At 63.3% G+C, this 26,338-nt stretch carries 22 protein-coding genes; 12 read left to right on the top strand and 10 right to left on the bottom strand.

Features of this window, described 5'->3' with window-relative positions; translation table 11 throughout:
• Positions 1-3: 3 nt before the first annotated feature.
• From merP to HPF_RS15955, 7 genes are all read left to right on the top strand, one after another.
• Positions 4-288: a mercury resistance system periplasmic binding protein MerP gene (gene merP, locus HPF_RS15985; RefSeq protein WP_133157162.1), complete on the top strand. Its 285-nt coding sequence runs from the start codon at positions 4-6 to the stop codon at positions 286-288.
• Complete coding sequence (locus HPF_RS15980; protein WP_133157161.1) at positions 285-506, top strand: GDCCVxC domain-containing (seleno)protein; 222 nt, start codon at positions 285-287, stop codon at positions 504-506. Before merP ends, HPF_RS15980 begins: the two co-directional genes overlap by 4 nt.
• Positions 507-562: 56 nt before the next feature.
• Complete coding sequence (locus HPF_RS15975) at positions 563-922, top strand: hypothetical protein (RefSeq protein ID WP_133157160.1); 360 nt, start codon at positions 563-565, stop codon at positions 920-922.
• A gap of 107 nt (positions 923-1,029) precedes the next feature.
• The gene (locus HPF_RS15970) at positions 1,030-2,427 is read left to right on the top strand and encodes a TolC family protein (RefSeq protein WP_133157159.1); all 1,398 of its coding nucleotides are present in this window, start codon (positions 1,030-1,032) and stop codon (positions 2,425-2,427) included.
• Positions 2,428-2,431: 4 nt separating this feature from the next.
• Positions 2,432-4,102: an efflux RND transporter periplasmic adaptor subunit gene (locus HPF_RS15965; RefSeq protein ID WP_133157158.1), complete on the top strand. Its 1,671-nt coding sequence runs from the start codon at positions 2,432-2,434 to the stop codon at positions 4,100-4,102.
• Positions 4,099-7,236, top strand: a complete 3,138-nt coding sequence (locus HPF_RS15960) for an efflux RND transporter permease subunit (protein WP_133157157.1) — start codon at positions 4,099-4,101, stop codon at positions 7,234-7,236. The genes HPF_RS15965 and HPF_RS15960 overlap by 4 nt, the downstream gene beginning before the upstream one ends.
• A gap of 302 nt (positions 7,237-7,538) precedes the next feature.
• Positions 7,539-8,987 carry an IS1182 family transposase gene (locus HPF_RS15955; protein ID WP_133156498.1) on the top strand — a complete coding sequence of 483 codons (1,449 nt, stop codon included), beginning with the start codon at positions 7,539-7,541 and terminating at the stop codon, positions 8,985-8,987.
• Between the two features lie 361 nt (positions 8,988-9,348).
• Here HPF_RS15955 and HPF_RS15950 read toward each other — a convergent pair whose 3' ends face one another.
• Entirely contained in the window at positions 9,349-11,307 is a 1,959-nt protein-coding gene (locus tag HPF_RS15950; RefSeq protein ID WP_133157156.1) for a UvrD-helicase domain-containing protein, read from the bottom strand.
• Entirely contained in the window at positions 11,304-13,637 is a 2,334-nt protein-coding gene (locus tag HPF_RS15945; RefSeq protein ID WP_243721596.1) for an AAA family ATPase, read from the bottom strand. Before HPF_RS15945 ends, HPF_RS15950 begins: the two co-directional genes overlap by 4 nt.
• Positions 13,638-13,961: 324 nt before the next feature.
• Here HPF_RS15945 and HPF_RS15940 point away from each other — a divergent pair, with 324 nt between their 5' ends.
• The gene (locus HPF_RS15940; protein WP_133157154.1) at positions 13,962-14,810 is read left to right on the top strand and encodes a glycosyltransferase family 32 protein; all 849 of its coding nucleotides are present in this window, start codon (positions 13,962-13,964) and stop codon (positions 14,808-14,810) included.
• On the top strand, positions 14,797-16,959 hold the full coding sequence (locus HPF_RS15935; protein ID WP_165961723.1) for a family 16 glycosylhydrolase: 2,163 nt from the start codon (positions 14,797-14,799) through the stop codon (positions 16,957-16,959). The genes HPF_RS15940 and HPF_RS15935 overlap by 14 nt, the downstream gene beginning before the upstream one ends.
• Positions 16,960-17,613: 654 nt before the next feature.
• On the opposite strand, the gene HPF_RS15930 is transcribed toward HPF_RS15935, so the two are convergent.
• The 3 genes from HPF_RS15930 to HPF_RS15920 all read right to left on the bottom strand — a co-directional run bounded on the left by HPF_RS15930 (position 17,614) and on the right by HPF_RS15920 (position 20,246).
• On the bottom strand, positions 17,614-19,062 hold the full coding sequence (locus HPF_RS15930) for an IS1182 family transposase (protein WP_133156498.1): 1,449 nt from the start codon (positions 19,060-19,062) through the stop codon (positions 17,614-17,616).
• Positions 19,063-19,304: 242 nt separating this feature from the next.
• Positions 19,305-19,496 carry a hypothetical protein gene (locus HPF_RS15925; protein ID WP_133157152.1) on the bottom strand — a complete coding sequence of 64 codons (192 nt, stop codon included), beginning with the start codon at positions 19,494-19,496 and terminating at the stop codon, positions 19,305-19,307.
• Between the two features lie 6 nt (positions 19,497-19,502).
• Positions 19,503-20,246: a sulfite exporter TauE/SafE family protein gene (locus HPF_RS15920; protein WP_133157151.1), complete on the bottom strand. Its 744-nt coding sequence runs from the start codon at positions 20,244-20,246 to the stop codon at positions 19,503-19,505.
• Between the two features lie 83 nt (positions 20,247-20,329).
• Here HPF_RS15920 and HPF_RS15915 point away from each other — a divergent pair, with 83 nt between their 5' ends.
• Positions 20,330-21,181 carry a LysR family transcriptional regulator gene (locus HPF_RS15915; protein WP_165961722.1) on the top strand — a complete coding sequence of 284 codons (852 nt, stop codon included), beginning with the start codon at positions 20,330-20,332 and terminating at the stop codon, positions 21,179-21,181.
• Positions 21,182-21,419: 238 nt separating this feature from the next.
• Here the strand turns inward: HPF_RS15915 and HPF_RS15910 are convergent, their stop codons facing one another.
• The 5 genes from HPF_RS15910 to HPF_RS15890 form a co-directional block, all read right to left on the bottom strand.
• Positions 21,420-23,108, bottom strand: a complete 1,689-nt coding sequence (locus HPF_RS15910) for a recombinase family protein (RefSeq protein ID WP_133157149.1) — start codon at positions 23,106-23,108, stop codon at positions 21,420-21,422.
• Positions 23,108-23,503 carry a DUF2924 domain-containing protein gene (locus HPF_RS15905; protein ID WP_165961721.1) on the bottom strand — a complete coding sequence of 132 codons (396 nt, stop codon included), beginning with the start codon at positions 23,501-23,503 and terminating at the stop codon, positions 23,108-23,110. The genes HPF_RS15910 and HPF_RS15905 overlap by 1 nt, the downstream gene beginning before the upstream one ends.
• Positions 23,500-23,853: a DUF3489 domain-containing protein gene (locus HPF_RS15900; protein WP_133157147.1), complete on the bottom strand. Its 354-nt coding sequence runs from the start codon at positions 23,851-23,853 to the stop codon at positions 23,500-23,502. Before HPF_RS15900 ends, HPF_RS15905 begins: the two co-directional genes overlap by 4 nt.
• Positions 23,854-24,005: 152 nt before the next feature.
• Positions 24,006-24,218, bottom strand: coding sequence for a hypothetical protein (locus tag HPF_RS15895; RefSeq protein ID WP_133157146.1), 213 nt, complete (start codon positions 24,216-24,218; stop codon positions 24,006-24,008).
• A 49-nt stretch (positions 24,219-24,267) separates the two neighbouring features.
• Positions 24,268-24,600, bottom strand: a complete 333-nt coding sequence (locus tag HPF_RS15890; RefSeq protein ID WP_133157145.1) for a helix-turn-helix domain-containing protein — start codon at positions 24,598-24,600, stop codon at positions 24,268-24,270.
• A gap of 116 nt (positions 24,601-24,716) precedes the next feature.
• Here HPF_RS15890 and HPF_RS15885 point away from each other — a divergent pair, with 116 nt between their 5' ends.
• Positions 24,717-25,688 carry a restriction endonuclease gene (locus HPF_RS15885; RefSeq protein ID WP_165961720.1) on the top strand — a complete coding sequence of 324 codons (972 nt, stop codon included), beginning with the start codon at positions 24,717-24,719 and terminating at the stop codon, positions 25,686-25,688.
• Positions 25,689-25,690: 2 nt separating this feature from the next.
• Positions 25,691-26,329 carry an NUDIX hydrolase gene (locus HPF_RS15880; RefSeq protein ID WP_133157143.1) on the top strand — a complete coding sequence of 213 codons (639 nt, stop codon included), beginning with the start codon at positions 25,691-25,693 and terminating at the stop codon, positions 26,327-26,329.
• Positions 26,330-26,338 lie beyond the last annotated feature (9 nt).

Below are 26,338 nucleotides of genomic sequence, written 5' to 3'. Positions count from 1 at the left end.
CTCATGAAGAAGATCTGTCTGTCTCTGGCACTCTTCCTGACAGCGGGCATCGCGGTGGCCGCCCCCCAGACCGTCAGGCTGTCCGTGCCGACCATGGATTGCCCGGTCTGCCCGATCACCATCAAGAAAGCCCTGCTCCAGGTGGCAGGGGTCAGCCAGGCTCAAGTGAACTTCGAACGGAAAGAAGCCCTGGTCACGTTTGACAACGAACGGACCCAGGTCGACGCCTTGATGCGTGCCACGGCGGGAGCGGGTTACCCATCCACCCTGGCGGAGCGCCAGCCATGAGCGCGGTGAACCTGATCTCCACGCTCACCTGCCCCCATTGCGGGCACTGCAAAACCGAAACCATGCCCACCGATGCGTGCCAGTGGTTCTACGAATGTGAGCAGTGCCACGAGGTGCTCAAGCCCCAGCCCGGTGACTGCTGCGTGTTCTGTTCCTACGGCTCGGTGCCTTGCCCGCCCATTCAGACCGGCCAATGCAGCAGTTGTGACAGGCTTTGATCGGGGTGTTCCGTCTGCCACGCGCTGAATCCGCGATGTCGGCCTAGAATCCGCCCATGCGCTCGTTCGTCGCCTTCCTGCTGAGCCTGAGCATCTCGCTCCAGGGATGGGCGGCGGCTGCGGGTGTGCAGGCGCCATGCCCCATGGGCGACATGATGGTCATGCAATCAATGGCTGCCAACGGCGACATTGAGCAGACGGCCGAACTTGGCGACTGTTGCAACGACGCAGCCACCTTTGCGCTGACCGGCAAACTCTGCAAGACCGGCCAGGAATGCCAGGCCCCCACCGGCTGGATGACGCCTTTCTCGCAGCCTTTCGTCCAGACCCAGCCGTCGAGCGTGCTGCTCGTGGTCGGCTCGCCCACGCCGCCCGACGGCGCTGGCGCCAGCGTCTGGCGCCCCCCCACCCTCTGACTCCACTGATCCGGACTGCGCGCTGCCGCTGAGGCGGTCCGCAGTCCGTGACGTGGCTGCGCGCCCATGGCGCCTGCAGCCCATGTTCATCTTCATGGAGCACAGACATGCATGTCTTTCCACCCGGCAACAACCGGCAAGCCCGGCCGTTGGTTGGCGCCATTACGCCCAAACACGTCTTCAACACCGCAGCCCTGCTGCTCGCCCTGTGTCTGGGCGTTGCATCACCCGCCCGGGCATCGGAGCAAGGGGCGCTGGGTCTTTCCATGGCGGTTCAGGCTGCAATGGCGCGCTCGCAGGCCCTGAGCGCGCAAGACGCCGCCGCCCGTTCGGCGCGAGAGGCTGCTGTGGCAGCGGGTCAGCGGCCAGACCCGGTGCTGCGGTTCTCGCTCAACAACCTGCCCATTGAAGGCGACAACCGCTTCAGCATATCCAGCGAGAGGATGACCAGCAAGGCCGTGTCGCTGATGCAGGCGTTCCCTGCCGAGGGCAAGCGCCAGGCCCGCTCGCAGCGCTTCGAGCGCGAAGCCGACGTGGCCCTGGCCACACGGGCACAGCGCGCCGCCAGCCTGCGGCGCGACACCGCCATCGCGTGGTTTGAACGGCAGGCCCAGGAACAGCGGGTGTCGCTGCTGCGTGCACAACTGACCGAGAACCGCCTGCAGCTCCAGGCGGCCGAAGCCGCTACGCGCGGCGCGCTACCCGCCGGTGCCAGCAGTCCTTCGGTGGACTGGTTGACTGCGCGCGACGCGCTCGCCCAGACTCAGCAAGCCCTGCTGGGGGCCGAGGCCGCCCTGGACAACGCGCGCCAGGCGCTGGCCCGCTGGACCGGCACGCCGCTCGGCCAGCCCTTGGGCGAAGCGCCCGCACTGAGGTCATTGGCGTTCTCGGCAACGGGATTCGCGCCGCACCTGCAGCAACACCCGGATCTGGCGTTGTTCAGCGCTCGCCTGTCAGCAGCTGAAGCCGACGCCGAACTGGCGCGGCAAGACCGCCAGCCCGATTGGAGCGGCGAGCTGGCGTTTGTTCACCGGCGGCCGGGCTTTGACAACATGGTCTCGCTGGCGGTGTCGGTACCCCTGCAATGGGACCGCGCGCAGCGGCAAGATCGCTTGCTGGCGGCGCGGCTGGCCCGGGTGGACGAGCTGCAGGCCGAGCGCGAAGAGCGCTCGCGCGAGGTGCTCGCCGAGGCCGAGCGCTGGCTGGCGGCCTGGCGTGGTGGCCTGGAACAACTGGCGCTGATCGACAAGGAGCGCCTGCCCTTGGCGCGCCAGCGCGCCGACCTGGCGCAGGCGGCCTACCGCGGCGGCAACGCCCGACTGGGCGATGTGCTTGCGGCGCGGCGCATGGCCCTGGCGCTGGAGATGGAACGCATCGAGGTGCAGCTCTCGACGGCCCGCCTGTGGGCCCGGCTCGAATACCTCCTGCCCGAGCCCGCTGACCTGAGCCACTCCACCGCAGCAGCGGCCCCCGACACGGCCGCGGCCCTCACACAAAAGGACTGACACCATGAAAACCTCCACCTCCATTGGCCTTTCGGCCGTCGCTCTGGCCATCCTGGGCGCCGTGGGTTACGGCGCCTGGACCGCCGGCATGAACGCCGGCATGAGCATGGGCATGGCCACACCCCAGGGCGCGTCCACCGACGCGGGCGCAGCGAGCGCCTCCACACAGGACCCCAGCACCTGGAGCATGAACCAGGGGTTTGAGGCCACCGAGCGCCACATGCGCGACGGCCTCAAGGCGGGCGACGTGGACCCAATGACCGGCTCGAAAATCCTCAACTACCACGACCCCATGGTGCCGGGCAAGAACTTCGACGCGCCCGGCAAGTCGCCGTTCATGGACATGCTGCTGGTGCCGCGCTACGCCGGTGCTGGCGGCGCGGCCGACACGGGCGGGGTGACCGTGAGTCCGCGCGTACAGCAAAACCTGGGACTGCGCACGGTGGAGGTGAGCGAAGGCCGGCTGGACAGCGCGGTGTCGGTGGTCGGCAGCGTGGCCTGGAACGAGCGCGACCAGGTGCTGGTCAGCGCCCGGTCGATGGGATTCGTCGAGCGGCTGCACGTTCGCGCCACGCAGGACCGCGTTGCTAAGGGCGCTCCGCTGGCCGACATCTACGTGCCCAACTGGGTGGCGGCGCAGGAGGAGTACCTGGCGGTGGCGCGCATGGCCGAACAGGACGCGCAGTTGGCGCCGTTGCGCGAGGCAGCGCAGCAGCGCATGCGACAGGCGGGCATGAGCCCGGCGCAGATCGAGCGCGTGGTGCGCGACGGCAGTCTGCAACCCCGCTTCACGCTGAGCGCGCCACTCGGCGGCGTGGTGACAGAACTGATGGTGAGCGAAGGGGCGACCGTGATGCCGGGCATGACCCTGATGCGGCTGCAAGGCACAGGCAGCGTCTGGGCCGAAGGCCAGGTGCCCGAGAGCCAGTCCGCCCAGCTCAAGCCCGGCGCCGAGGTCAGCGCCACCAGCCCGGCTGCCCCGGGTCAGACCTTCACTGGTCGGCTGCAGGCGCTGCTGCCGTCGGTGGACCCGGCCACCCGCACGATCAAGGCGCGGCTGGAACTGGCCAACCCCCAGGACCGGCTGGTGCCGGGCATGTTTGTGCAGATGCGCCTGGCCAACCCCGACGCCGCCAAGGTGCTGCTGCTGCCCAGCGACGCGGTGATCCACACCGGCCAGCGCAGCGTGGTGATGGTGGCCGAAGGCGATGGCCGATTCACGCCGGTGGAGGTGCGCACCGGGCGCGAAGTGGGCGACCAGACCGAGATCCTGCAAGGTTTGCAAGTCGGGCAGAAGGTGGTGCGTTCGGGCCAGTTCCTGATCGACTCCGAGGCCAGCCTCAACGGTTTGCTGGCACGGCTGAGCCCGGCTCAAGAGGCGGGGATGGACAAGCCAATGCAGATGACGGAGCAGCCCGGCACCATGCCAACGGCAACGCATCAGACGCCCGCCGAGATCAAGGCGGTGGATGGCGACACCGTCACCCTTTACCACCCGGCCATCCCGGCGCTCAAGTGGCCTGCCATGACCATGGACTTCGGGTTGCCACCCGCCGACCAGAGACCCAAGGGTCTGGCGGCGGGCCAGTCGGTCCAGGTCGAGTTTGAGATGCGCGACGGCGACATCCCTCAGATCACGCGCATCCAGCCCGCGACCCCGGGAGCGAAGCCATGATCGCGCGCCTGATCCACTGGAGCATCGCCAACCGCTTCCTGGTGCTGATGGCCACGGTGATGATCACCGCCTGGGGCGTGGTGTCGATGCTGCGCACACCGCTGGACGCGCTGCCCGACCTGTCGGACACGCAAGTCATCATCCGCACCACCTGGCCCGGCCAGGCACCGCAGCTGGTGGAAAACCAGGTCACCTACCCGCTGACCACCACCATGCTCTCGGTGCCCGGCGCCAAGGCGGTGCGCGGTTTCTCCATGTTTGGCGACAGCTTCGTCTATGTGCTGTTCGACGATGGCGTGGACCTGTATTGGGCGCGCTCGCGGGTACTTGAGTACCTGAACCAGGTGCAGTCCCGCCTACCGGCCACGGCGAAATCATCGCTCGGTCCCGACGCCACCGGTGTGGGCTGGATCTACCAGTACGCGCTGATCGACCGCACCGGGCGGCAGGACCTGGCCCAGCTGCGCTCGCTGCAGGACTGGTTCCTGCGCTTCGAGCTCAAGACGGTGCCCGATGTGGCCGAGGTCGCCAGCATCGGCGGCATGGTGCGCCAGCACCAGATCGTGCTGGACCCGGACAAACTGGCGGCCTACGGCATCACGCAGCAGATGGTGAGCGAGGCCGTGGCGCGCGGCAACCAGGAAGCCGGCGGCTCGGTGCTCGAACTCGGCGAGGCCGAATACGCGGTGCGCGCCAACGGTTACCTGAAAACCCTGGACGACTTCCGGTCGCTGCCGCTAAAGACCACCGATGCCGGGGTCTCGGTGCGGCTGGGCGACGTGGCGCGCGTGCAGATCGGGCCCGAGATGCGGCGCGGCATCGGCGAACTCAATGGAGAGGGCGAGGCGGTTGGCGGCGTGGTGGTCATGCGTTCGGGCAAGAACGCCTTGCAGACCATCGAAGCGGTCAAGGCGCGGCTGGCGCAACTGCAGCGAGGCTTGCCCGAAGGGGTGGAAATCGTGCCGGTGTACGACCGATCCGGCCTGATTCAGGCCGCGACCCATAACCTCGGCATCAAGTTGCTGGAAGAGTTTGGCGTGGTCGCGCTGGTGTGCGCGCTGTTCCTGTTTCACCTGCGCAGCGCGCTGGTCGCCATCGTCTCGCTGCCGCTGGGCATTCTGGCGGCCTTCATCGTGATGCACCAGCAGGGCGTGAACGCCAACATCATGTCGCTGGGCGGCATCGCCATCGCGATTGGCGCGATGGTGGACGCGGCGGTGGTGATGATCGAAAACGCTCACAAGCACCTGGAGCGCTGGGCGCACGAACACCCAGGCGAGGCGCTCGAAGGCGAGAGACGCTGGCAGGTGATCGGCCACGCAGCCGCCGAGGTCGGCCCGGCCCTGTTCTTCTCGCTGCTGATCATCACCCTGAGTTTCATTCCAGTGTTCACGTTGCAGGCACAGGAAGGGCGGCTGTTCGCGCCGCTGGCCTATACCAAGACCTACGCCATGGCAGCGGCGGCGGGTCTGGCGGTCACCCTGATCCCGGTGCTGATGGGCTATCTGGTGCGCGGGCGCATTCCTGAGGAAACCGCCAACCCGCTCAACCGGGGCCTCATCGCGCTGTACCGGCCGGTGCTCAATGCGGTGCTCAAGGCGCCGAAGACGACGCTGTTGGTAGCGGCCTTGCTGCTGGGGGTGAGCCTCTGGCCGCTCAAGCACATCGGTGCCGAGTTCATGCCGCCGCTGGACGAGGGTGACCTGCTCTACATGCCAACCGCCTTGCCCGGCCTCTCGGCCGCCAAAGCCGCCGAATTGCTGCAGCAGACCGATCGGCTGATCAAGACCGTGCCCGAGGTGGCCAGCGTGTACGGCAAGGCCGGGCGCGCCGACAGCGCCACCGACCCGGCGCCGCTGGAGATGTTCGAGACCACCATCCAGTTCAAGCCGCGCGACCAGTGGCGAGCGGGCATGACGCCTGAAAAACTGGTGGACGAGCTAGACCGCACGGTGCGCGTGCCCGGCCTGGCCAACATCTGGGTGCCGCCCATCCGCAACCGCATCGACATGCTCGCCACCGGCGTCAAGAGCCCCGTGGGGGTGAAGGTGGCCGGTGCCGACCTGGCCACCATCGACCGCCTCACCCAGCAGATTGAAGCGGTGATCAAGGGCGTGCCCGGTGTCACCAGCGCACTGGCCGAGCGCCTGAGCGGTGGCCGCTACATCGATGTGGACATCCGCCGCGACGAAGCCGCGCGCTACGGCCTGAACATCGCCGACGTGCAGGCCGTGGTCTCTGGTGCGGTGGGCGGCGTGAACATCGGCGAGACTGTGGAAGGCCTGCAGCGCTATCCGATCAACCTGCGCTACCCGCGCGACGCTCGCGACTCGCTCGCCGACCTTCGGAATCTGCCCATCGTCACGCCGCGTGGTCAGCGCTTGGTGCTCGGCGACGTCGCGCGCCTGCGCATCACCGACGGCCCGCCCATGCTGCGCAGCGAAAACGCGCGGCTGGCCGGCTTCGTTTACGTGGACATCCGCGACCGCGACCTGCGCGGCGCCGTGCTGGACATGCAGCAGGCAGTGGCCGAGCAGGTGGATCTGCCCGCGGGGTACTCGGTGTCGTGGTCGGGCCAGTACGAGTTCCTGGAGCGCGCCAGCGCCCAGCTCAAGCTGGTGGTGCCGTTCACGCTGCTGGTGATCTTCCTCTTGCTGTACCTGACCTTCCGCCGCCTGGACGAGGCCCTGCTCATCATGGCCACGCTGCCCTTTGCGCTCATCGGCGGTATCTGGCTGCTCTGGGCCTTGGGGCACAACCTGTCGGTGGCCAGCGTGGTCGGCTTCATTGCGCTGGCGGGTGTGGCGGCCGAGTTCGGCGTGATCATGCTGCTGTATCTCAAGCAGGCCTGGGCGGCACGGCTGGAGAAGGGGTTGAACACCGACGCCGATCTGCTCGACGCGATCCGTGAGGGCGCGGTCTTGCGCGTGCGGCCGAAGGCGATGACGGTGGCGGTGATCGTGGCCGGCCTGCTGCCCCTGTTCTGGGGCGTGGGCGCTGGCAGCGAAGTGATGCAGCGCATCGCTGCGCCGATGGTGGGCGGCATGCTCAGTGCGCCGCTGCTGTCCATGCTGGTGGTGCCGGTTGTCTATCGGCTGATGCGGAGGTCAAGCGCTGGCCAACTCCGGTCTTGATGCAGCAAATAGGGGGCGGCGGTCGCGAATGCACTCGGCTGCCGCTGACAGCCTGACCATGAGGGCGACATCATTTCCGCCGCAGTCGCTACGTCAAGGAATTCTGATGCCCGCTGTGCCTCGGACATCCGTCATTCCGGCCAGCAACTCTCGCCGTGACCAACAGCCGCTTTGTGCCCGATAGCGTGAAAACGCTGGGCAGCACGCGCCGACAGCAATCGCTGGAGGCCGTGTGAAAACCCTCTCGCAGCTTTGTTATCCAGCCGGTAGAGTCCGCAGACATATTGAACAGCGAGGTCAATATGTCCAGATTCATCGAAGGTCAGGACAGGCAGCAAGTCACATTGCTGCCGGAATGCTTGGATGACTTCATCGCAGAGGACAACACGGTTCGAATCGTGGATGCCTTCATCAACGAGTTGGACCTTGCGTCTCTGGAGTTCCAGGGCTTGCAGCCGGCGTCAACCGGGCGGCCTTCGTACCACCCCTCAGTGCTGCTGAAGCTGTACCTCTACGGCTATCTCAACCGCATCCAGTCCAGCCGCAGACTGGAGCGCGAATGCCAGCGCAACGTGGAACTGATGTGGCTGACCGGCCGGCTCGCCCCTGACTTCAAGACCATTGCAGACTTCCGCCGCGACAACGGCAAAGGCATTCGCAACGTCTGCCGTCGCTTCGTGATGTTGTGCCGCGAGTTGAAGCTGTTCACCGACGCCGTTGTGGCCATCGACGGCAGCAAGTTCAAGGCTGTCAACAACCGCGAGCGCAACTTCACGCCAGGCAAGATCGAGCGACGTGAACGGGAGCTGGAGGAGAGCATCCAGCGCTACCTTGATGCCCTTGAGACTGCGGATCGAACCCAGCCCATTGAGATGCAGGCAAAGACCGAGCGTCTGCAAGGCAAGATCCAAAAGATGCGCCAGCGCTTGCAAGACCTTCAAGTCGTCAAGGCGCAACTGGAGACGCTGCCTGATCGGCAGCTCTCCCAGACGGACCCTGACGCACGTGCAATGACCACCCACAGCGCCAAGGGGACGGCCATGGTGGGCTACAACGTGCAGACAGCGGTCGACACGAAGAATCATCTGATCGTCGCCCATGAGGTCACCAACAATGGCAGCGACCGGTCACAGCTCAGTGCAATCGCAATGGCCGCGCGTGATGTGATGGGAAAGCGCCGATTGAAGGCCATTGCCGACCGCGGTTACTACAACGGTATGGAGCTCAAGACTTGTGACGACGCCGGGATTGCAGCGCTTGTACCCAAGCCCATGACATCCAATGCGAGAGCAGAGGGCCGGTTTGACAAGACAGACTTCATCTACATCGCTGATGCCGACGAATACCAGTGCCCAGCAGGCGAACGAGCCATCCACCGCTTCAGCCGAGAAGAGGCTGGACTGCAGATCAGCATCTATTGGTCCAGTGCTTGCCCTGGCTGTGCAATGAAGGCGCAATGCACAACGAGCAATTACCGACGCATCAGGAGATGGGAGCATGAGGAAGTCATGGACAGGGCCCAGCAACGGCTAGACCAGATGTCCAACGCCATGACCGTGCGCAAGAGCACCGTTGAACACGTCTTCGGAACCCTCAAGCACTGGATGGGCTGGACGCACTTCCTGACCCGAGGCATGCAGAACGTCGCAACCGAGATGAGCCTGAACGTGTTGGCGTACAACTTCAAACGCGTCCTTGCCATCTTGGGCTTTGAGGAGTCCAAGAAGGCGATGCGGTTGTTGGGCGGATAGGCGCCCTTTGCAGCCGCTGAAGGCCCGATGTAAAGCCTCGAATACGCTCCAGCGTCGCCTTGCCGACGCTCAGACGACGTCAATTCGCTAAAGCCGAAAAATCTGCGGTTTGAGCGTGACTCGCCCGAACTGCCAGGGAGTTGTCACACGGCCTCGCTGCAGAGCGGCTCTACGATCTGGCTGCTTCAGGCTGGGTGCCGTCACTCGCGGTCGCCACCCGAGCGACCGCTGCGATCAATAGCGACCGTCCGACGCGAAATTGCTCGTACGTCCGCATTGCATCCAGTACCAGGTGCTTCGAGATTTGTGATCGCTGAGTCGATTATGAACAGCCGCTCCGGCCCTGGTCTGATCCGGCGTCCTATGGAATCTCAAAAACTTCTTGCTCGGCAAACCAGCCGCTCTCGTGCTGCGCGAATTTCAGCGCTTCGGTCGGGTTTTCAGCCCATAAGACAAGCGCCAGAGATTCACAGGCACGGCTGCAGGTGACGTACAAAAGTCGCAGGCTCCGGTCGATGGTTGTTTCTTTGCCGGCCTGGACGTTGTCCAAATCACTCTCTCCCAGCGCGGTGGCGCCAAAAAGCTTGTCGTAAGAGATCTGGTTACCGCCGGACTGCTCGTCGTCCATAACGACCATGACGTGAGTGAACTCCGACCCTTTGACCACCTGGTGCGTGGCTAGTTCGGAATTGCCGGCCAGGTAGCGGCGGTACCGCTCCAGTTCGGCCCACGGCGCGTTGAACAAGGCGTACCACCCTCTACGCCGTCGTGCGTCGTCCGTCTCGGTTTCCTTGCGCGGAATGGGAGCGGCCGGCGGTGGGGTCTCGTCAGCGAACTGCTGCAGCAGCCGGGCGTCAACCTTGAACACCTGCGCCTTGATGATTGGCGCGATTACCTCTTCGACGATGGCACCTGACTTGATGGATGCCGCGCCGAACGCCACGACGGCACCATGAATTTCCTCGGTTCGCGTGATCCGCTGATCGGCAACGGCCGGGAGTTGATCAAGACAGCCGGCGCGTCTCAGCATCTCTGTGGTCGCGAAGTCGTTGATGGTCCCATCTTCGGCCACACAGGCCGCGAGCTGCGCGAGATCCTGAAGCAGCAGGCGGGCGGCTGCAGGCCCAGTGTTGTCACCCCTACCCGATGGCGCGGCGGCGTTCGGATCAATAAGGGTCATCGCCGTGTACACATTCAAGAAGTCGCCGCGCGCTGCGACCAGTTTGTGCTCCAACGCGAGCGACTGATAGCCGGCAGGCGTCGCCCAGGCGTTGCTCTGGGTCGCCTGCTGCATCTGCGATGCAACCCAGGCTTCTTTTTGGCGCTTTTCAGGTGTCGAGAGGGATGTATGCCCGATGAACAGGCGAACAATGCCACCGGTCTTCTCGGTGCGATGGTTCTGTTCGACGCCTGATGTTGGCTGTGTCCGACCGGCCAGCTTCGACGACCAGATCTTGTTGATGAGCTGAACAATTCGCTGCTGGCTGCGGTGATTCATCTTGAGCTCGGGCTTGGCCCAGCCGTCAGGCACGAGTCCGGGAAGGTCGGAATGCCCCTCCATGTAGATGCGCTGGCGGTGATCCCCGAGGAGGCCGAGCGTGAGGCCGCTGCCCCTGGGCTCAGCCAGTTTCATCAGCGCGTCCAAAACCGACTTCATCGTGTCCTGGGACTCGTCGATCAGGATGACGGGGTGACGGTCGTGCAGGATGGTTTTCAGCGTTGGCCGGTTTAACAGCAACCAGGCCGTGGCCTCTAGCACTTGGCCATGCTGCAAGGCTCCTTCACCGTAGGTGTCCTTGTCGGGATGGTAGATGAACGTCGGCACGGCTCTTAGAGCTTCTATCTCTGCCTCGATTTCGGCGAAGTTCCTCAGGTCCGTCTTGCTGATTCCCTTCTCCTTCTTCGACGCCTTGGCGCGCTTGCCTTCGAGCTTTGCCGTCTTTACGGCAATGAGCGCCTCGCGGATGTCGTCGTCGAAGCCGCCGATCAGTTCCCAGCAGAAGGAGTGGATGGTGGAGACGGCGACCAGGTCGTTGCTGCCCAACCGGCCGCTGACGACCGCGACCGCGTTTTTTGTGTATGTGACGACACGGATCGATCGCCCATACAGGCGTAGGCGGCGGGCTAGCTTTCCGCCGCTGTCGTGCGCCACCACGCCGGTCAGCCGGCGCAACACTTCAACCAGCGTGCGCGTCTTGCCCGAGCCGGCTCCCGCGAACATGAAAAAGCTGCGCGGCGGCTGCTCCGTCAGGTATCCGCAGATTTCCTCGACGACGCCCGCATCGCGGTCGTTGCCTTCAGGCACCAAGACGCCGCTCATGGCGTGGTCCCTCCGGCGGGATCAAGCTCGTCTTGCAACCAGGTGAGGGCGTCAGCGATGTACTTCGGGCATTTCACGTCCTCTCCGGCCGCGACGCACTCGAAGATGCTGGCCGCGAAATCGCCCTTGCTGAACGAATTGCGCATCAATGCGTGCAGGGCGGTCAGCAGATCGACAGCAGTGGCAGCGTCAGCAACTGCCTCCGCCACGTCAGCCAGTGCGCCAGTCGGCGGTCTGACCTTCTTGTCATCGTCAGCCTTTTGTTGACCGCTGGCCTTCGCGGCCTCGGCTTCTTCAGCCAACTTGTTCAACCCCTTAAACCAATCGATGTTGGTCAGGACCAGTGAGTCCTCAAAAGTCGTTGGCCACTGACTGCCCGCCTCGGCAACCGGCAGTTGCCATGCAAACCGCACTTTGCATTCCGGGGCGCCGGTCCATATGAGTTGGGCAGGAGTCGGTACCTTGAAGTCCTCCACGTCCTGCAACTGTGGGTGCCAGTCGCGCAGCGTGGAGTTGCCGGACTTGAGGCCGGCCTGGCCTGTGTTCGCCGTGGCTATCCAGCGCGGCTTGCCCTTGGGACCAACCTTCAACTCAGTCGGGTCGAGGTCGGTGATGACCACGGTCGGAATCCGAAGCTTCTCGATGAGGGGTCTCAGCCTATGGGCGTGGCTGCCGCCAAGATCCAGGAAGGAGACGTAGCGGCTGCTCAGGCTGGCGTGCTGACGTTCCATGAAGAGCGGCACAAGCATGCGCTCTGCGACGCCCTCCACGAATACAGCGGCATCGGCGAACAGAAGATCGGTGTGCTGCACGCGGAAGTAGCGCTCTGCGAATTGACGCGTCTCATCATCGTCGCCGAACACTTCGCCGAGGTCGACGACCTCGGTACTCGGCATAGGGTGGACTTCAGATGGTGGAATCCGCCGCATGTACCGCAGCCGGTTGAAGTCCTCTGCGTGCGCGAGATGGCTTGAATGCGTGCTGATCAGCAACTGGCTTTGCAGCGCGACGGAATCCTCGTCGGTTGGGCTAATGAGTTTGTGCGCCCTAGCCGGAAAGATTCGCTGAACCTGGACGTGCAGGTGGGCCTCTGGCTCCTCGATCACAACGAGGTGAACCGGCGGCGGCGAGCCTTTCTCGGGGTTCATGCGCGCAGTCTTGAACGACACGAGTTGGTAGCTCAGCGACTGCAGGTTTTGGTAGCCCAGGCCGATCGAGAACTCCGGCAGCATGTCTTCGCCGGTCCCACCTTTCATGCTGTACTGGACGGCGGTGCTGTGGTCGAGAAGGTCGGCAGTGTGGATGCGAGTCCTGAACCGGATCTCCTGGGGATCGTGAAGGCCTGGGTAGCCGAGCAGCTTCACCTCAGCCACCGAGGGTGCCAAGGCATCGTGGATCTTCTGATCCAGGTCCTTTTGCGCGTTGGCGACCGCCTGGATGAGGTCGGCGCGTTGCCCGTGTCCCGTCACGGCGACGTTGAGATGCTGGCGCGCGAACTTCAGGAGCTGGTTCGAAAACAATCCGACGGGATTTGACGACGATGTGGACTTGGAATCGGCCTCTTCCGAGCCCAAGCCCCGCTGGGCGGCCACGAAGTCGATGCGGATCAGTTTGGCCAAGTGCTTGCGGTCGGCCGGCTGCGCACTGGCCGCCAGGGGCTGCGTCTGGTAGGTCTTGATCCCCTGAATGGGATTGTTGGCCCCATCCAAGCTGTACGACCTGACCTGACCTAGCTTCCGAGGCTCGCGCAGCCAGTAGTCCAACAGGTCGATCGGCCAAGCATGCGAATCGTTGCTCATACCCTTCACGGGCTGGCGCGCGGCGTTGTAAGCCCAGGCCAGCTCTTGAAGCGACGCGACATCGCTAGCCGGCTCTAGGCGCAGCCGGACGCCGACGGCGCCCCCTTTCCAGACCAGCTTGGACAAGAAGGGTTGGACGTAGTGAAACATCCCAGCCTCAGCATCGAACCACAGATCCAGCGTGGGCATTGCTGACAGCAGCGTAGCGAGCTGGCCTTCCCAGTCGTCGCCATCCTTCGGTGTCGCGGTCGCCGGATCCTCCGCCAATGCCTCCCACTTGACGCCCAGCGCACGCAGCGCGGGCCACTCAGACAGGCTGATGTCGAACGCGCCGAAGGGGTACGATTCAGACAGGAAGTGCCGGAGCGCGGTAAGGATGGCAGTCTTGCCACTGTTGTTCGCGCCCACAAGAATCGTCGTCTGCGAGTCCAGGTCCAGCTGGACCTTGCCCAGGCGCCGGAACTTGCACAACTCGACATATCGCAGCGTGATGCTTCCCGAAGGTGCTGCTGGTGCTGATGGCGTGGTCACGGTGCCGTGCCTCCCGTATTGAGTTGCCGCGATTGTCGCGGCGTTGATACAAGAGGCGCACATGCCGCCCGGTTGAGTCCGCGCGTGTCATGCCTCACCCCTCCCTTTGCCCTATTGGACAGCAAAATAGCGGCGGCTGATGCGTAGGGAATTGGGTTGTGGTCAGCGGGTCGCTTGATGGGTGAGGCTCTGCGCTTGGTCGACCATGCCGAACAGCCGGGCATCCACGTCCGCAAGCCCAATGATCGCGCAGAAGTTTCGTCGCTCGAACGAATCCAATCTGCTGTTAAAAGCCCTTCATAAGAGCCACTGACTCGCGCACCCATGCAACTCGAAGACGACAGCCACTGCCATCACCTGCAACGATCAGACTTCATTCGACGGCTTGTTCAGACACCACCATCAATGGCTCCGGACAGTCAGGGACTGTCCATTCCTCGGCGAATCGTGCAGTACTGGCACAACCTGCAGGCACTGCCTGCTGACGTGCAGGAGTGCATGGATTCTTGGTCGAGGTGGCATTCAAGCGGATTTGAGTACCGTGTCTTCGATGCGCGCAGCGCGGGTCGCTTCATCGAGCAATCACTCGGAAGGGACCACCTGAGTGCGTTCATGCGCTGCTATCACCCCGCGATGCAGGCCGACTACTTCCGGCTGTGCTATCTCGTCATCAGTGGCGGGATGTACGTCGATGCCGACGACGTGTGCATCGCCAAAGACATCTCGGAGCTGTTCGTTGGGAGCGGCGTCAAGGTTCAGCCACTTTGCTACGACATCGCTTCGGATTCGATGGTTCAGTGCGAGGTCTTCCTGCAAGCGGGGACCAACCGGGAAGGGTTGATCTTCTACGTCAACAATAATCCGTTGATTGCTTGCGAGGGAGATCCCATCGTCAGCCGAGCACTTGAGCGTGCAACCATGCGCTTGAACTTCGCAGCCGAGGATGAGCTGCCGGAAATTCAATCGACTACCGGCCCGGGTAACCTTTCGCGCATCATCTTCGAGCTAGGCGTGCGATGCCCTGATGAGCCCGGGGTGACCATACTTCGAACTTGGGACTCAATCGGTGTGTCCAAGTGGCCGCTGGGCTATCGTGCCGACGGGAGAAATTGGCGAATCTCCAATAGGAAGCGCTTTGCCTTTGATGGGGAGGGGCGCAATGAACCTATTTGAGCCACTGAGTGGCATCCGCCACCTATTGCACACCATGTTCTTGCGCTTGCGCGTGCTGCTGCCGAAACAGACGGCCTGCGCATTCGGCCCCGCTGGCGGTGGCTACCCGGGGAGGATCAGCGACATCCATGTGATCAATCTTGACCGTCAGCCGCAGCGGCTGATGGCTGTTGCCCGGGAGCTGGATCGCATCGTGGATTGCACGGGGCAACCACTGTCTATGCGACTCATCCGACACGCAGCTTGCGACGCGCGGGCCCTCCCGGCCGTAACGCTTGCTGGTGTCGATGTCGAGCCCTACTACACACTTGCGGATCAACTTTCCGTCGACCCGTACCCGCAGGTGCTTCCTGACATGTTTGATCTGACCCTTCCGATCCGAATGAGCAATGCAGAAATTGCGGTGGCTCAATCGCACATTGATATCTGGAAGAAGATTGCCAGTTCAAATGCGCCATACGCGCTGGTGCTGGAAGATGACGTCTGGTTCGAACAAGGCTTTGGCAGTCTTGTCGACACAGCCTGGGAGGAGATGCGGGATCGCGACGGAACCGATCCTGACTTTGACGTGCTCTATCTGTCCTACAAAGAGGTGAAGCACGGCGCTCCCAAGATTGCGCTGTCGCGCAGCGTCTTTCGACCGGAGCGCGGGCTTTGGTATCTCTCGGGATATGTGCTTTCCAAGCGCGGCGCGCAGCGGCTTCTTGCACGCCTGCCGTGCCGCGGACCGGTCGACCTTTGGATCAATCAGCAGTTCCCAGTGACAGATGTGCGCGCGCTGCGCCGCTCTGTAGTTCCTCAGCGCATCGATCTGCATTCCACGAACTCCTACTCGATTCTCCCCGTCCTCAGCCAGATCGGAATTCTTTCCGACTCGACACCCGGTACGTTTCATCAGCGTCCTAGGGAAACACCGGTTTTTGCTTTCGGCTCTCGGAACGCGGGCCTATCGACTCTGGCCGTGGCCTTGTCGATGCTGGGCTATCGCTGCTGCAGCGACATGGACGACCTACCGCCCGTGGAGCGAGGCCGCTTGCTTCGAGGTCTGCGTGGACGCGTCTTTGATGCCTACGTCAATGTCGCCGCGCTTGAGCCCCACATTGCGCAGCTCAAGGGGCGGTATCCCGGGGCGAAGTTCATCTTCGTCGGCGAGATCCCTGAGAACTTGCCGCTGCCCCCTGAGAGCGTTTTGCACCGGCGTGCCGTTCCGGAGGACTGGACGGAGCTGTGTGAGTACCTGCGCATGCCGCCACCCAGCAGTAGCTTTCCGTACGCTGCAGAGCGGGGTGTTCGTCGCCTTCGCTCTCCTGCGGCCGCAATTGAGAGACTTGCAAGAGGCAAGCGGCTTAAGCACGACGTTTCGCCATGGGTTGCCCCGCCATCCCGCCACTGGCACGGTATCGACGTAGAGCTACGCGAGCCGGGGCCGACGTCGATGCCATCTCGAACCCGGTTTGACGACCATTTGAGCGAACTCGATCCATCTCGTTGGCTGTCGCGCGACGATACGTTCCCCGGGAACCTCGCACTCTTCAGGCCTGGTAACGTGCGAGCTCTGCCTTCTGGCGGTTTAGAACTGGTGGTCGCAAGTGAGTCACTCGGTGTTCGCGAGCTAAGCGCGGGCGCTGTTTCCAGCCGAGGCCTGTTTTTGTATGGACGCTTCGAGGCAACTCTGCGAGCAACCAACGTGCCTGGCTTGGTCTCGGGCTTCTTCCTCCACCGAGATCTTCCGCGCCAGGAGATCGATGTGGAGATCACAGGTAGCCGTCCAGACCAGATGCTGGCCAATGTCTTCTTCAATCCAGGCTGCGATGGTGCGAAGTTTGACTACGGTTACCGGGGGACGCCATTCGCCATCGAACTCGGGTTCGATGCCTCCGAGGCGTTCCACACCTACGCTATTGAATGGGCGTCTGACGAGATCCGATGGTTCGTCGACGATCGCCTTGTGCATCGGAGAGTGCTCTGGGACCCCACGCCGATTCCCGATTTGCCCATGACGCTACATGTCAACACGTGGCCAACACGGTCCGAGGAGCTTGCGGGAAGACTTGTAAGCGAGTCTTTGCCGGCTGTATCTGCGGTTCGGCGAATCGCTGTGGATGCGAACAGCACTGACGCGCAGGGCGCCACCGTTTCGGTCAGGTAAGAGTTGGATTGGCTGGTCGCTGCGGCGCAAGAAGGATAGCCGACATCCCAGCGATATGGGCCACGTTGACCTATCTCAAAGGGGCGCTTGACCTTGCTGAAGATCTTGGCTTCTCCACCGCCTGCAATTGGCCGGAATGGCATCGAAGCCGATGGAACTGAATCAGGGGAAGATCCTTGTGATGTTCCGCCGCCCGCAATTGTCGGCCGCTAGCCCACCGCCGGTGGCGGCGTGCGGCTATTTGCTCGATGCGATTCGCGTCGGGCTGATGCTCGGTAGTCGGGTGAATGCGAGCCAGCCCTACTGCGGCACAAACTCGGTACTTCCAGTTCCCGCAGCACGGTAACGGTCACTGGGGCCTTACTTGGGTGTAAGTCGTCACACGACGCGTCACCTTGGAGAGCAGACTTTCCGTCGCCCACCGGTCGCCGGTCCCGATGGCCGCTTGGTGCCAGGCAGCGTGAATAGGGCCGCTGGCGGCGACCGGCCGCAAACGCTGGAGGCCGTGTGACAACTCCCTGGCAGTTCGGGCGAGTCACGCTCAAACCGCAGATTTTTCGGCTTTAGCGAATTGACGTCGTCTGAGCGTCGGCAAGGCGACGCTGGAGCGTATTCGAGGCTTTACATCGGGCCTTCAGCGGCTGCAAAGGGCGCCTATCCGCCCAACAACCGCATCGCCTTCTTGGACTCCTCAAAGCCCAAGATGGCAAGGACGCGTTTGAAGTTGTACGCCAACACGTTCAGGCTCATCTCGGTTGCGACGTTCTGCATGCCTCGGGTCAGGAAGTGCGTCCAGCCCATCCAGTGCTTGAGGGTTCCGAAGACGTGTTCAACGGTGCTCTTGCGCACGGTCATGGCGTTGGACATCTGGTCTAGCCGTTGCTGGGCCCTGTCCATGACTTCCTCATGCTCCCATCTCCTGATGCGTCGGTAATTGCTCGTTGTGCATTGCGCCTTCATTGCACAGCCAGGGCAAGCACTGGACCAATAGATGCTGATCTGCAGTCCAGCCTCTTCTCGGCTGAAGCGGTGGATGGCTCGTTCGCCTGCTGGGCACTGGTATTCGTCGGCATCAGCGATGTAGATGAAGTCTGTCTTGTCAAACCGGCCCTCTGCTCTCGCATTGGATGTCATGGGCTTGGGTACAAGCGCTGCAATCCCGGCGTCGTCACAAGTCTTGAGCTCCATACCGTTGTAGTAACCGCGGTCGGCAATGGCCTTCAATCGGCGCTTTCCCATCACATCACGCGCGGCCATTGCGATTGCACTGAGCTGTGACCGGTCGCTGCCATTGTTGGTGACCTCATGGGCGACGATCAGATGATTCTTCGTGTCGACCGCTGTCTGCACGTTGTAGCCCACCATGGCCGTCCCCTTGGCGCTGTGGGTGGTCATTGCACGTGCGTCAGGGTCCGTCTGGGAGAGCTGCCGATCAGGCAGCGTCTCCAGTTGCGCCTTGACGACTTGAAGGTCTTGCAAGCGCTGGCGCATCTTTTGGATCTTGCCTTGCAGACGCTCGGTCTTTGCCTGCATCTCAATGGGCTGGGTTCGATCCGCAGTCTCAAGGGCATCAAGGTAGCGCTGGATGCTCTCCTCCAGCTCCCGTTCACGTCGCTCGATCTTGCCTGGCGTGAAGTTGCGCTCGCGGTTGTTGACAGCCTTGAACTTGCTGCCGTCGATGGCCACAACGGCGTCGGTGAACAGCTTCAACTCGCGGCACAACATCACGAAGCGACGGCAGACGTTGCGAATGCCTTTGCCGTTGTCGCGGCGGAAGTCTGCAATGGTCTTGAAGTCAGGGGCGAGCCGGCCGGTCAGCCACATCAGTTCCACGTTGCGCTGGCATTCGCGCTCCAGTCTGCGGCTGGACTGGATGCGGTTGAGATAGCCGTAGAGGTACAGCTTCAGCAGCACTGAGGGGTGGTACGAAGGCCGCCCGGTTGACGCCGGCTGCAAGCCCTGGAACTCCAGAGACGCAAGGTCCAACTCGTTGATGAAGGCATCCACGATTCGAACCGTGTTGTCCTCTGCGATGAAGTCATCCAAGCATTCCGGCAGCAATGTGACTTGCTGCCTGTCCTGACCTTCGATGAATCTGGACATATTGACCTCGCTGTTCAATATGTCTGCGGACTCTACCGGCTGGATAACAAAGCTGCGAGAGGGTTTTCACACGGCCTCGCTGCGAAGCTGCCGCTGACCAGGCTATGACTGCTTGAGGGCGGGAGTGGCCGTTGGCGCGCGGCTAGATGACTTTCAGAAGCCCGCCCCCATTCCAGCCTATTTACTGGCACGCACAGATGGCGTGCATGCAGCGGCGGCAACTCTCCACTGATATGCGCAGCTCAGGTCAGCCTGGGCAAGTCACTTGCCGCAAGCAGCGCAACACGAGCCTCGTCGAGTACCTCGACAAGCTCGTTTGCAACGAACTGACGACTCTCGACTTCGAGCAAGCCTTCGCTTTGCAGCACATGTGCCAGTCTGTAAGCCCGCTCCAACAATGCAGCGGCAGCCAGCAAGCCCATCGGCTTATTCATGGCATGTTATTGGGCCTGGATCAGGTTGGCCACGCCCAAGACCACAAAGGTCACGAAAAGCGCCTTCTGGAAGGCGGGGCCAGCAAGGCGGCACCGCAGCACCTTACCGAGCTTGAGCCCGCCAAATGCTCCGATCAATGCCCCGCCCACTGCAATGGCAAGGTAGGCCAACCCCGACTCGAATGGGACTGACATTTGCACCCTCACCGCCAGAGACAGTGTGGCGACGGTGAATGACAGGCCCAGCGCTTGCACCATCTCATCCTTGTTCAGCCGCAGCGTCTGCAGGTAGGGAACCCAGGGCAACACGAAGACGGCCGTGAGCGCCGTGACAACCCCGGTGGCCGTGCCTGCAAGCACGCTGAGCCATTTGCTGGAGCATGAAAGATCGGGCAGATACGGTCGCCACAGACCCCAGATGCCATAGGCAATGAGAATTCCGCCCAACCAGGCCTTGGCCGATGGCATGTGGACGGCTCCTCCCAGGCCTGGCGCGCCGACAGTCACGATGGCGATCGCCAACCAGCCAGGCCAAAGCCGGGATGCAAGCGAGCGTAGGTGAGGGCCACAGCACTGCGCCACGTTGGTCGCCAGCGAAGGGATGACCAGCAGCGCGGCCGCTTGCACCGGTGGCATCCACAGGCCCAGCAAGCTCATGGCCACCGTGGGCAGTCCCATGCCAGTGACGCCCTTCACGCCGCCCGCGAGAACGAAGACAACGACCACCATCGAGAGCTGCAATGTGTCCATGCCCAATGGTGTCTGCGCAGGGCAAGCGCTGTCCAATGGATTGCTGCGAACATGTCCTTCGTGGATTCCGTAGGATGAAGGTCATGAGCACCACCCCCAAGCGCCGCACTACCGATTACCGCATCGATCCGTTCGATCTGCACCTCTTTGCCGCAGTGATGACGCATGGAACCATCACTGGCGCCGCATCAGCGGTGAACCTGTCGCTCGCCGCGGCCAGTGCACGCCTCAAGCATCTTGAAGACGCGACCGGTTCGCGCCTGCTGGAGCGCTCCAAGTCAGGTGCGGTGCCCACCGATGCGGGGCGCGCGCTGATGCGTCACGCCAACCGTGTGCTTGCTGAACTCGAATCGCTGCATGTCGAGATGGCGAGCTTTGGCCATGGATTGCGCGGTACGGTTCGACTGCTTTGCAACACCGCCGCCATGTCCGAGATCCTTCCGCGCACGATCGGACAATTCTTGGTGAAGACACCTGATCTTGATGTGGACGTGCAAGAGCTGCCGAGCGAGGCGGTCATTGACGCATTGCGCCGTGGCACCGCTGACCTGGGCATCGTCGCGGACTACGTCGACACCTCAGGGCTGCTGGTGCAGCCGTGGGTCGATGACCGGTTGGTGGCGCTGTTGCCTGCGCGCTGGCCCCTGGGCCGCCGCCGCTCGATGGCCTATGGCGAGTTGTTGGAGCACCCCTTTGTTGGCCTGGCCCGGGACAGTGGTCTCAGCCGCTTTCTGGCAGCCCAGGCCAGCCGCAGCGGCCGCGTCCCGCGCCATCGGGTGCGTCTGGGCGGGTTTGACGCTGTCGCAGAACTAGTGGTTGCGGGCGTGGGGCGGCGGTCATGCCCGAGAGCGCTGCCGTGCGCTTTGGCAAGGCAGGCACCCGCATCGTTGCACTTTCAGATGCATGGTCTCGCAGAAAGCTGCTGGTGTGCATGACCACAGCGGGTAGCGAACTGCCAAGCGTTTGCGCGCTCGCCGATGCGCTGCTGGGCGCTCGATCGAAGGTGTTCAGTCAATGACCTGGGGACACTTTGTCAGACACGGGGGAACGACAACTTCAGGAGGCGTTTGTAGTCAGCGGCCAGACTTGAGCCGATGAACGGTTCGCTGCCCAACAGCCCTTCTGGCATCCCGCCATAGGGCCCATGTCCTGAGTGTCCGGGGCTTCAGCCCCTCAACCCATCCCCAGCACCTTGCGCTGCTCCGCCCAGTCCAGCGGCAAGGGCAGGGCCTGCATCAACCGCGTGGCGGTCACCTCGACGGGGTGATCCCCCGCAGCGATGGCCTGCGTGATGTCGGGCGCCAGCAGCGCCAGGTGCAGCAACCTGGTCACGTAACCTGGGCTGACGTTCTCGCTCTGGGCGATGTCTCCGATACCGTGGCCCAGCCTGGTCAGACGCTCCAGCCAGTCGCGTGCCTTGTTGATCAGCTGGATCATGGTCTGATCGGGCTCTGTTGGCCGATTGGCATTGGCTCCACCGATGACCAGACGCACCGCCATGCCGCAGCGTTTTCTCTCTGCTTCGACTTCGATCTGAGCCGTTTCCGGACCAGTCCCGGCTTTGACCATGCCGGCACCCAGCAGGTCGACCGTGATCCGCACCGCCGTCGGTCCGACCTCCACAGACTCAACACAGCGACCCAGCGTTTCCCGGACGTTCTGCTCCAGCTCTCCCTTGGCCAGGGCTTGTGTCAGCTTCTGCCCGACCGAGATGGCGTCTTCCGCCGCCTTGGCATCGCTCCAGCCCACGGCATCCACCACCCGCTTCGCATCCGATGCCCAGTTCAAGACGGCCGTGCTCACCAGTTGCTCGATCTCATTGGCCGGCAGCCGAACTGGAGTCCCGGGATCGTCCGCAGGTGTCACGTAGTAGCGGTAGCGCTTGTTCCCCTTGCGCGCGTGCGAAGGAATCAACCGCCGCCCCGACTCGTCAAAGAGTTTCCCGCACAGCAGACTCGGATGCGCCGCATGGGCCTGGCTCTTGTGCCCACTGCGCTGGGCCTCCAGCTTGGCCTGCACGGCATCCCACAGGCTCTTGTCGATCAGCGGCGGATGCTGCCCAGGATGCATCTCTCCCTTGTGCACCATCTGACCGACGTAGACCGGGTTGCTCAGGATCCGGTACAGGTGTCCGCGGCTGAACGGCTTGTTGCCTCCGAAGCCCGGCCGCTTGTGCTCCCGCTCGGGCGTGAGCCAGCCGCGCTTCTGCAGCTCTTCTCCCAGATCGGTCACGCTGCCGAGCTTCAAGTACAGCTCGTAGATCTCACGCACCCGGGGCGCCTGTTCCTCATCGGCCTCCAGCGTCCTGCCCTTGGCCCGGTAGCCCACGGGTGGGATGCCACCCATCCACAGCCCCTTGCGCTTGGAGGCAGCGATCTTGTCCCGGATGCGTTCACCGGTCACCTCGCGCTCGAACTGCGCGAACGAGAGCAGCACGTTCAAGGTCAGCCGGCCCATCGAGGTCGTGGTGTTGAACTGCTGGGTGACCGATACGAAGGACACGCCCTTGGCATCGAACAGGTCCACCAGCTTGGCGAAGTCGGCCAGGGACCGGGTCAGGCGGTCCACCTTGTAGACCACGATCACATTCACCTTGCCGGCCTCGATGTCCTGGATCAGGCGGCGCAGGGCAGGGCGCTCCACGTTGCCGCCCGAGAAGCCACCGTCGTCGTAGGCCGTGGGGATCAGGCTCCAGCCCAGACCCTTCTGGCTGAGCACGAAGGCCTCGCAGGCCTCGCGCTGCGCGTGCAGCGAATTGAAGTCCTGCTCCAGCCCTTCCTCGGAGGACTTGCGCGTGTAGATCGCACAAGCCAACGACGGAACTGCCGGAGCGCCGGAATAGGCAGCCGGTTTCGTGGCCATCAGCGCCGCACCCCGAAGAACACCGGCCCGGACCAGTGGGTGCCGGTGATGGCCTTGGCCACCGCACTCAGGCTCTTGTAGGTCTGGCCCTGGTGGACGAACCCCTGGGGCAGCACCAGCACCTCATGGGTGACACCCTGCCACTCCCGCAGCAGACGGGTACCCGGTGCCAGCACCGGAGCGGCAGCGGTGCTGCGCAGCACACGCTTCAGGCGCGCCGCGCCCTTGGGGCCACACCAGTCGTTGTCCAGCATCTGGTCCTGCGCATGCCAGGAGAGGACCCGGCGGATCAGGTTCACCTGCACATGGGCCGGGGGCTCCCGATCGAACAAGGACTGCCAGCGCTCGACCAGCGTGGCCCGGTCCGCCTGAAGGATCTGCTCCACCACGCTCATGCCGCCGCCGCCTCCACGATCCGGTAGAGGTGAACACCATCGACCCGTTGGCATTGCACATCCAGACCCAGGCGCTTGCGCAGCGAGCCGCTGAGCATGCCGCGCACGGTGTGGGACTGCCAGCCCGTGAGCGCCATCATCTGCTCCATGCTGGCACCGGCCGCACTGCGCAGCAGGGTGATCAGCTGGGACTGTTTGGTGGTGGCGATTTCAGGGGTCTGGGCGGGCGCAGGCTTGACCCTTTTGACCACGGGCTTGGTGGCGGCGGCTGCCTTGGTACGAGTGCCTGAAGCGGCACGGGCCGGCTTGGCCGAGGAAGTCTTGGAAGAGGGGGACGGTTTGCGTTTCATTGAATGCTCCAGTGCCAACAGCGGCACGGAGCAAGTAACGCTCTGTCTTCACCCTTGATCAACTGATGCAGCGCAGTAGCCGTGGTGTGTGGTCGTGATTCGCATCCGGTGCTTGCCTTGCACGGCGCTCTGCGGCATGTGTGGTGGGCCGCTCAGGCGGCGGATCGGCCCTGGGTCCATGACGACGCCGAATTCGCAGGCCCTGAGAGGCGCCACTGATCGATGGAGGTGAACTCCAGCTTGCACTGAACGCAGCGGTAGGCCCCGCTGGGCGTCATGGCACCGCTGGCGTCGCGCGCGATCACCGGTCGGTAGGCGGTGGCTCCACAACGGTGGCAGGCGTTGGCTGGGGTCTTGTTGTCCATGGCTGCATTGTGCTGGCCAGCGCACGGATGGGAACAACAAAAGAGGGGATCAATCCATCTCGGCGTGAAGTTCTGCCGCCAGATTCAGCACCTGTTTTCTGCGCTTCGCATCCAGCCGGGTGTACTGAATCAGCAACTCGGCCAACTTGTCGTCTTCGCAATAGAAGTAGGCCGCCGGCACATTGAGCACTTGTCCCAGGTTCTGGGCGGTGGCAAAGGGCGGTTCGTGGATGCCGGTCTCGTAGCGGCTGATGCGGGCGCTGCTGGAACTCTCGTCCAGTCCGATCATGACGCCCAGCTTGTCCTGCGGTACCCCGGCGCGATTGCGGGCGGCACGCAGGCGCCGACCGAATAGCGTTGAAGTGGGGGATTGCCGAGGCATTCATCGATATTCGTAGAACGCTCTGTACATTTCTCTACGTTATTCGTAGACTAAAAATTGATCTCAGGGAGGACGCTGGTTGTTCGGCAATGGGATCGCGTCAAGAACACAGTCCCATGAACCAGAACATCGATACCGAGAAGCTGCCCGAAGTCGTGCGGTTCATCCCCCGCATCCTCGCCGCCCTGCGCGAGATGAACGGCGTGGCCAAGGCCGGTGCCGTCAAGTCCGCCGTGGTGCAGGCCATTGATGAAGCCGGCGAGAAGGTCAACGACCAGATGCTCGCCAGCGGCGTGCCCAAGTACCAGAACGACATCTATTGGGCGCGCATGTACCTGGTCAATGCGGGTCTGCTGGAGCCGACCAAGACGGCAGGGCACGGGATCTGGAAACTCACCACCGAAGGCTGGGAGTCGCCCCTGGACATGGCCACCGCGGCGGCTATCTACTTCAAGACCGCCAGCCGGGGCAGCAATAACAAGGACGAGGCGGACCTGCCCGCACCCAGTGGCGATGATCTGCAGCAGGAACTGGAGGGCACGGTCAACTGGCAGGTGCAACTCAAGGACATCCTCTGGTCGCTCTCGGACAAGGGGTTCGAGCACCTGTGCGCAGCCATCATGACCGCCAACGGTCTGGACCAGACCAAGGTGACCGGTCAGTCCAACGACAAGGGTGTCGATGGTATTGGCCTGATGTACCTGGACGACGCCGGTCTGTTGTCGATTCGGGTGGCCTGGCAATGCAAGCGCTACACCGGCAACCACACCGTCAAGTCCGAAGAGATCCGCAACTTTCGCGGTTCGCTGGACCACACAACCGATCACGGGATCTTCTTCACCACCTCGACCTTCACGGCCGAGGCCATGAAAGAGAGCGAGGCCCTGGGCAAGACACCCATCCGCCTGGTCCCGCTGGACCAGCTCATCCAAATGCTCAGGAAACTCGAACTGGGCGTGACCAGCGATCCTGAACCGGTCGTGGACGCAGCGTTCTTCGAGCAGTACAAAAAGACTTGGCCCGGTGCTCCAACGCTGCAATTGCCGTTGACTGTCTCGGCGCAGTCGACCAATGATGTGCTGTGTTGATCATGAAGAGCCTCCACCCCCGCAAAGATGACTCCGGCCGGCCGGTCGAACTCAAGTCCCCCAGCGCGCCCACGAGCCTGGAGAGCTGGGCGGGTCCGCTTGAGCGGGCCACGGTCATCCCGGACGGGCCGATGCCAGCCAGGCTGAACGGTATCGACGTGGTCTCCTGGATAGGCGCACCCACCGACACCGCCGCATGGGCGACCCTCGCGATACAGCAAACCGAGGTGTTCACTGAGCCGCCGATGATGAGCGCACCCGGCAAACCCGCCGCTTCAGGCGTGGTGATCCTCGAGAGCGATGGTCGGGTCTGGGTGGTCTCGCCTAGCAACCAGCATGGGGGTTATGTGAACACCTTCCCCAAGGGCAAGCTGGACCCCGGAATGGGCCTGCGTGCCAATGCCCTGAAGGAGGCATTTGAGGAATCCGGGCTGCAGGTGATCCTGACCGGTTTCCTGTGCGACTCGGTGCGCAGCACCTCGGTGACCCGCTACTACACCGCCAGGCGGGTAGGAGGCCATCCGGCCGACATGTGCTGGGAGAGCCAGGCGGTGCACCTGGTGCCCCGGGAGCTGCTGGGCAGCTTCGTCACCCACCCGAACGACCAGGGTGTGCTGCAGGCACTGGCCGCGTTGGGCTGAGGACCCAGG

The sequence above is a fragment of the Hydrogenophaga pseudoflava genome (genome assembly GCF_004353865.1).
Classification (GTDB): Bacteria; Pseudomonadota; Gammaproteobacteria; order Burkholderiales; family Burkholderiaceae_C; genus Hydrogenophaga; species Hydrogenophaga pseudoflava.
Note: the sequence above shows the minus strand (reverse complement) of the source record. Positions and strands in the feature narration are given on the sequence as shown.

Coding starts and splice junctions, on each gene's coding strand:
- HPF_RS15910 (WP_133157149.1), bottom strand. CDS start 23,108: ATGGCCACGAAACCGGCTGCCTATTCCGGCGCTCCGGCAGTTCCGTCG.
- HPF_RS15960 (WP_133157157.1), top strand. CDS start 4,099: ATGATCGCGCGCCTGATCCACTGGAGCATCGCCAACCGCTTCCTGGTG.
- merP (WP_133157162.1), top strand. CDS start 4: ATGAAGAAGATCTGTCTGTCTCTGGCACTCTTCCTGACAGCGGGCATC.
- HPF_RS15915 (WP_165961722.1), top strand. CDS start 20,330: ATGAGCACCACCCCCAAGCGCCGCACTACCGATTACCGCATCGATCCG.
- HPF_RS15895 (WP_133157146.1), bottom strand. CDS start 24,218: ATGGACAACAAGACCCCAGCCAACGCCTGCCACCGTTGTGGAGCCACC.
- HPF_RS15955 (WP_133156498.1), top strand. CDS start 7,539: ATGTCCAGATTCATCGAAGGTCAGGACAGGCAGCAAGTCACATTGCTG.
- HPF_RS15925 (WP_133157152.1), bottom strand. CDS start 19,496: ATGAATAAGCCGATGGGCTTGCTGGCTGCCGCTGCATTGTTGGAGCGG.
- HPF_RS15965 (WP_133157158.1), top strand. CDS start 2,432: ATGAAAACCTCCACCTCCATTGGCCTTTCGGCCGTCGCTCTGGCCATC.
- HPF_RS15980 (WP_133157161.1), top strand. CDS start 285: ATGAGCGCGGTGAACCTGATCTCCACGCTCACCTGCCCCCATTGCGGG.
- HPF_RS15885 (WP_165961720.1), top strand. CDS start 24,717: ATGAACCAGAACATCGATACCGAGAAGCTGCCCGAAGTCGTGCGGTTC.
- HPF_RS15950 (WP_133157156.1), bottom strand. CDS start 11,307: ATGAGCGGCGTCTTGGTGCCTGAAGGCAACGACCGCGATGCGGGCGTC.
- HPF_RS15970 (WP_133157159.1), top strand. CDS start 1,030: ATGCATGTCTTTCCACCCGGCAACAACCGGCAAGCCCGGCCGTTGGTT.
- HPF_RS15905 (WP_165961721.1), bottom strand. CDS start 23,503: ATGAGCGTGGTGGAGCAGATCCTTCAGGCGGACCGGGCCACGCTGGTC.
- HPF_RS15890 (WP_133157145.1), bottom strand. CDS start 24,600: ATGCCTCGGCAATCCCCCACTTCAACGCTATTCGGTCGGCGCCTGCGT.
- HPF_RS15940 (WP_133157154.1), top strand. CDS start 13,962: ATGCAACTCGAAGACGACAGCCACTGCCATCACCTGCAACGATCAGAC.
- HPF_RS15975 (WP_133157160.1), top strand. CDS start 563: ATGCGCTCGTTCGTCGCCTTCCTGCTGAGCCTGAGCATCTCGCTCCAG.
- HPF_RS15880 (WP_133157143.1), top strand. CDS start 25,691: ATGAAGAGCCTCCACCCCCGCAAAGATGACTCCGGCCGGCCGGTCGAA.
- HPF_RS15935 (WP_165961723.1), top strand. CDS start 14,797: ATGAACCTATTTGAGCCACTGAGTGGCATCCGCCACCTATTGCACACC.
- HPF_RS15900 (WP_133157147.1), bottom strand. CDS start 23,853: ATGAAACGCAAACCGTCCCCCTCTTCCAAGACTTCCTCGGCCAAGCCG.
- HPF_RS15920 (WP_133157151.1), bottom strand. CDS start 20,246: ATGGACACATTGCAGCTCTCGATGGTGGTCGTTGTCTTCGTTCTCGCG.
- HPF_RS15930 (WP_133156498.1), bottom strand. CDS start 19,062: ATGTCCAGATTCATCGAAGGTCAGGACAGGCAGCAAGTCACATTGCTG.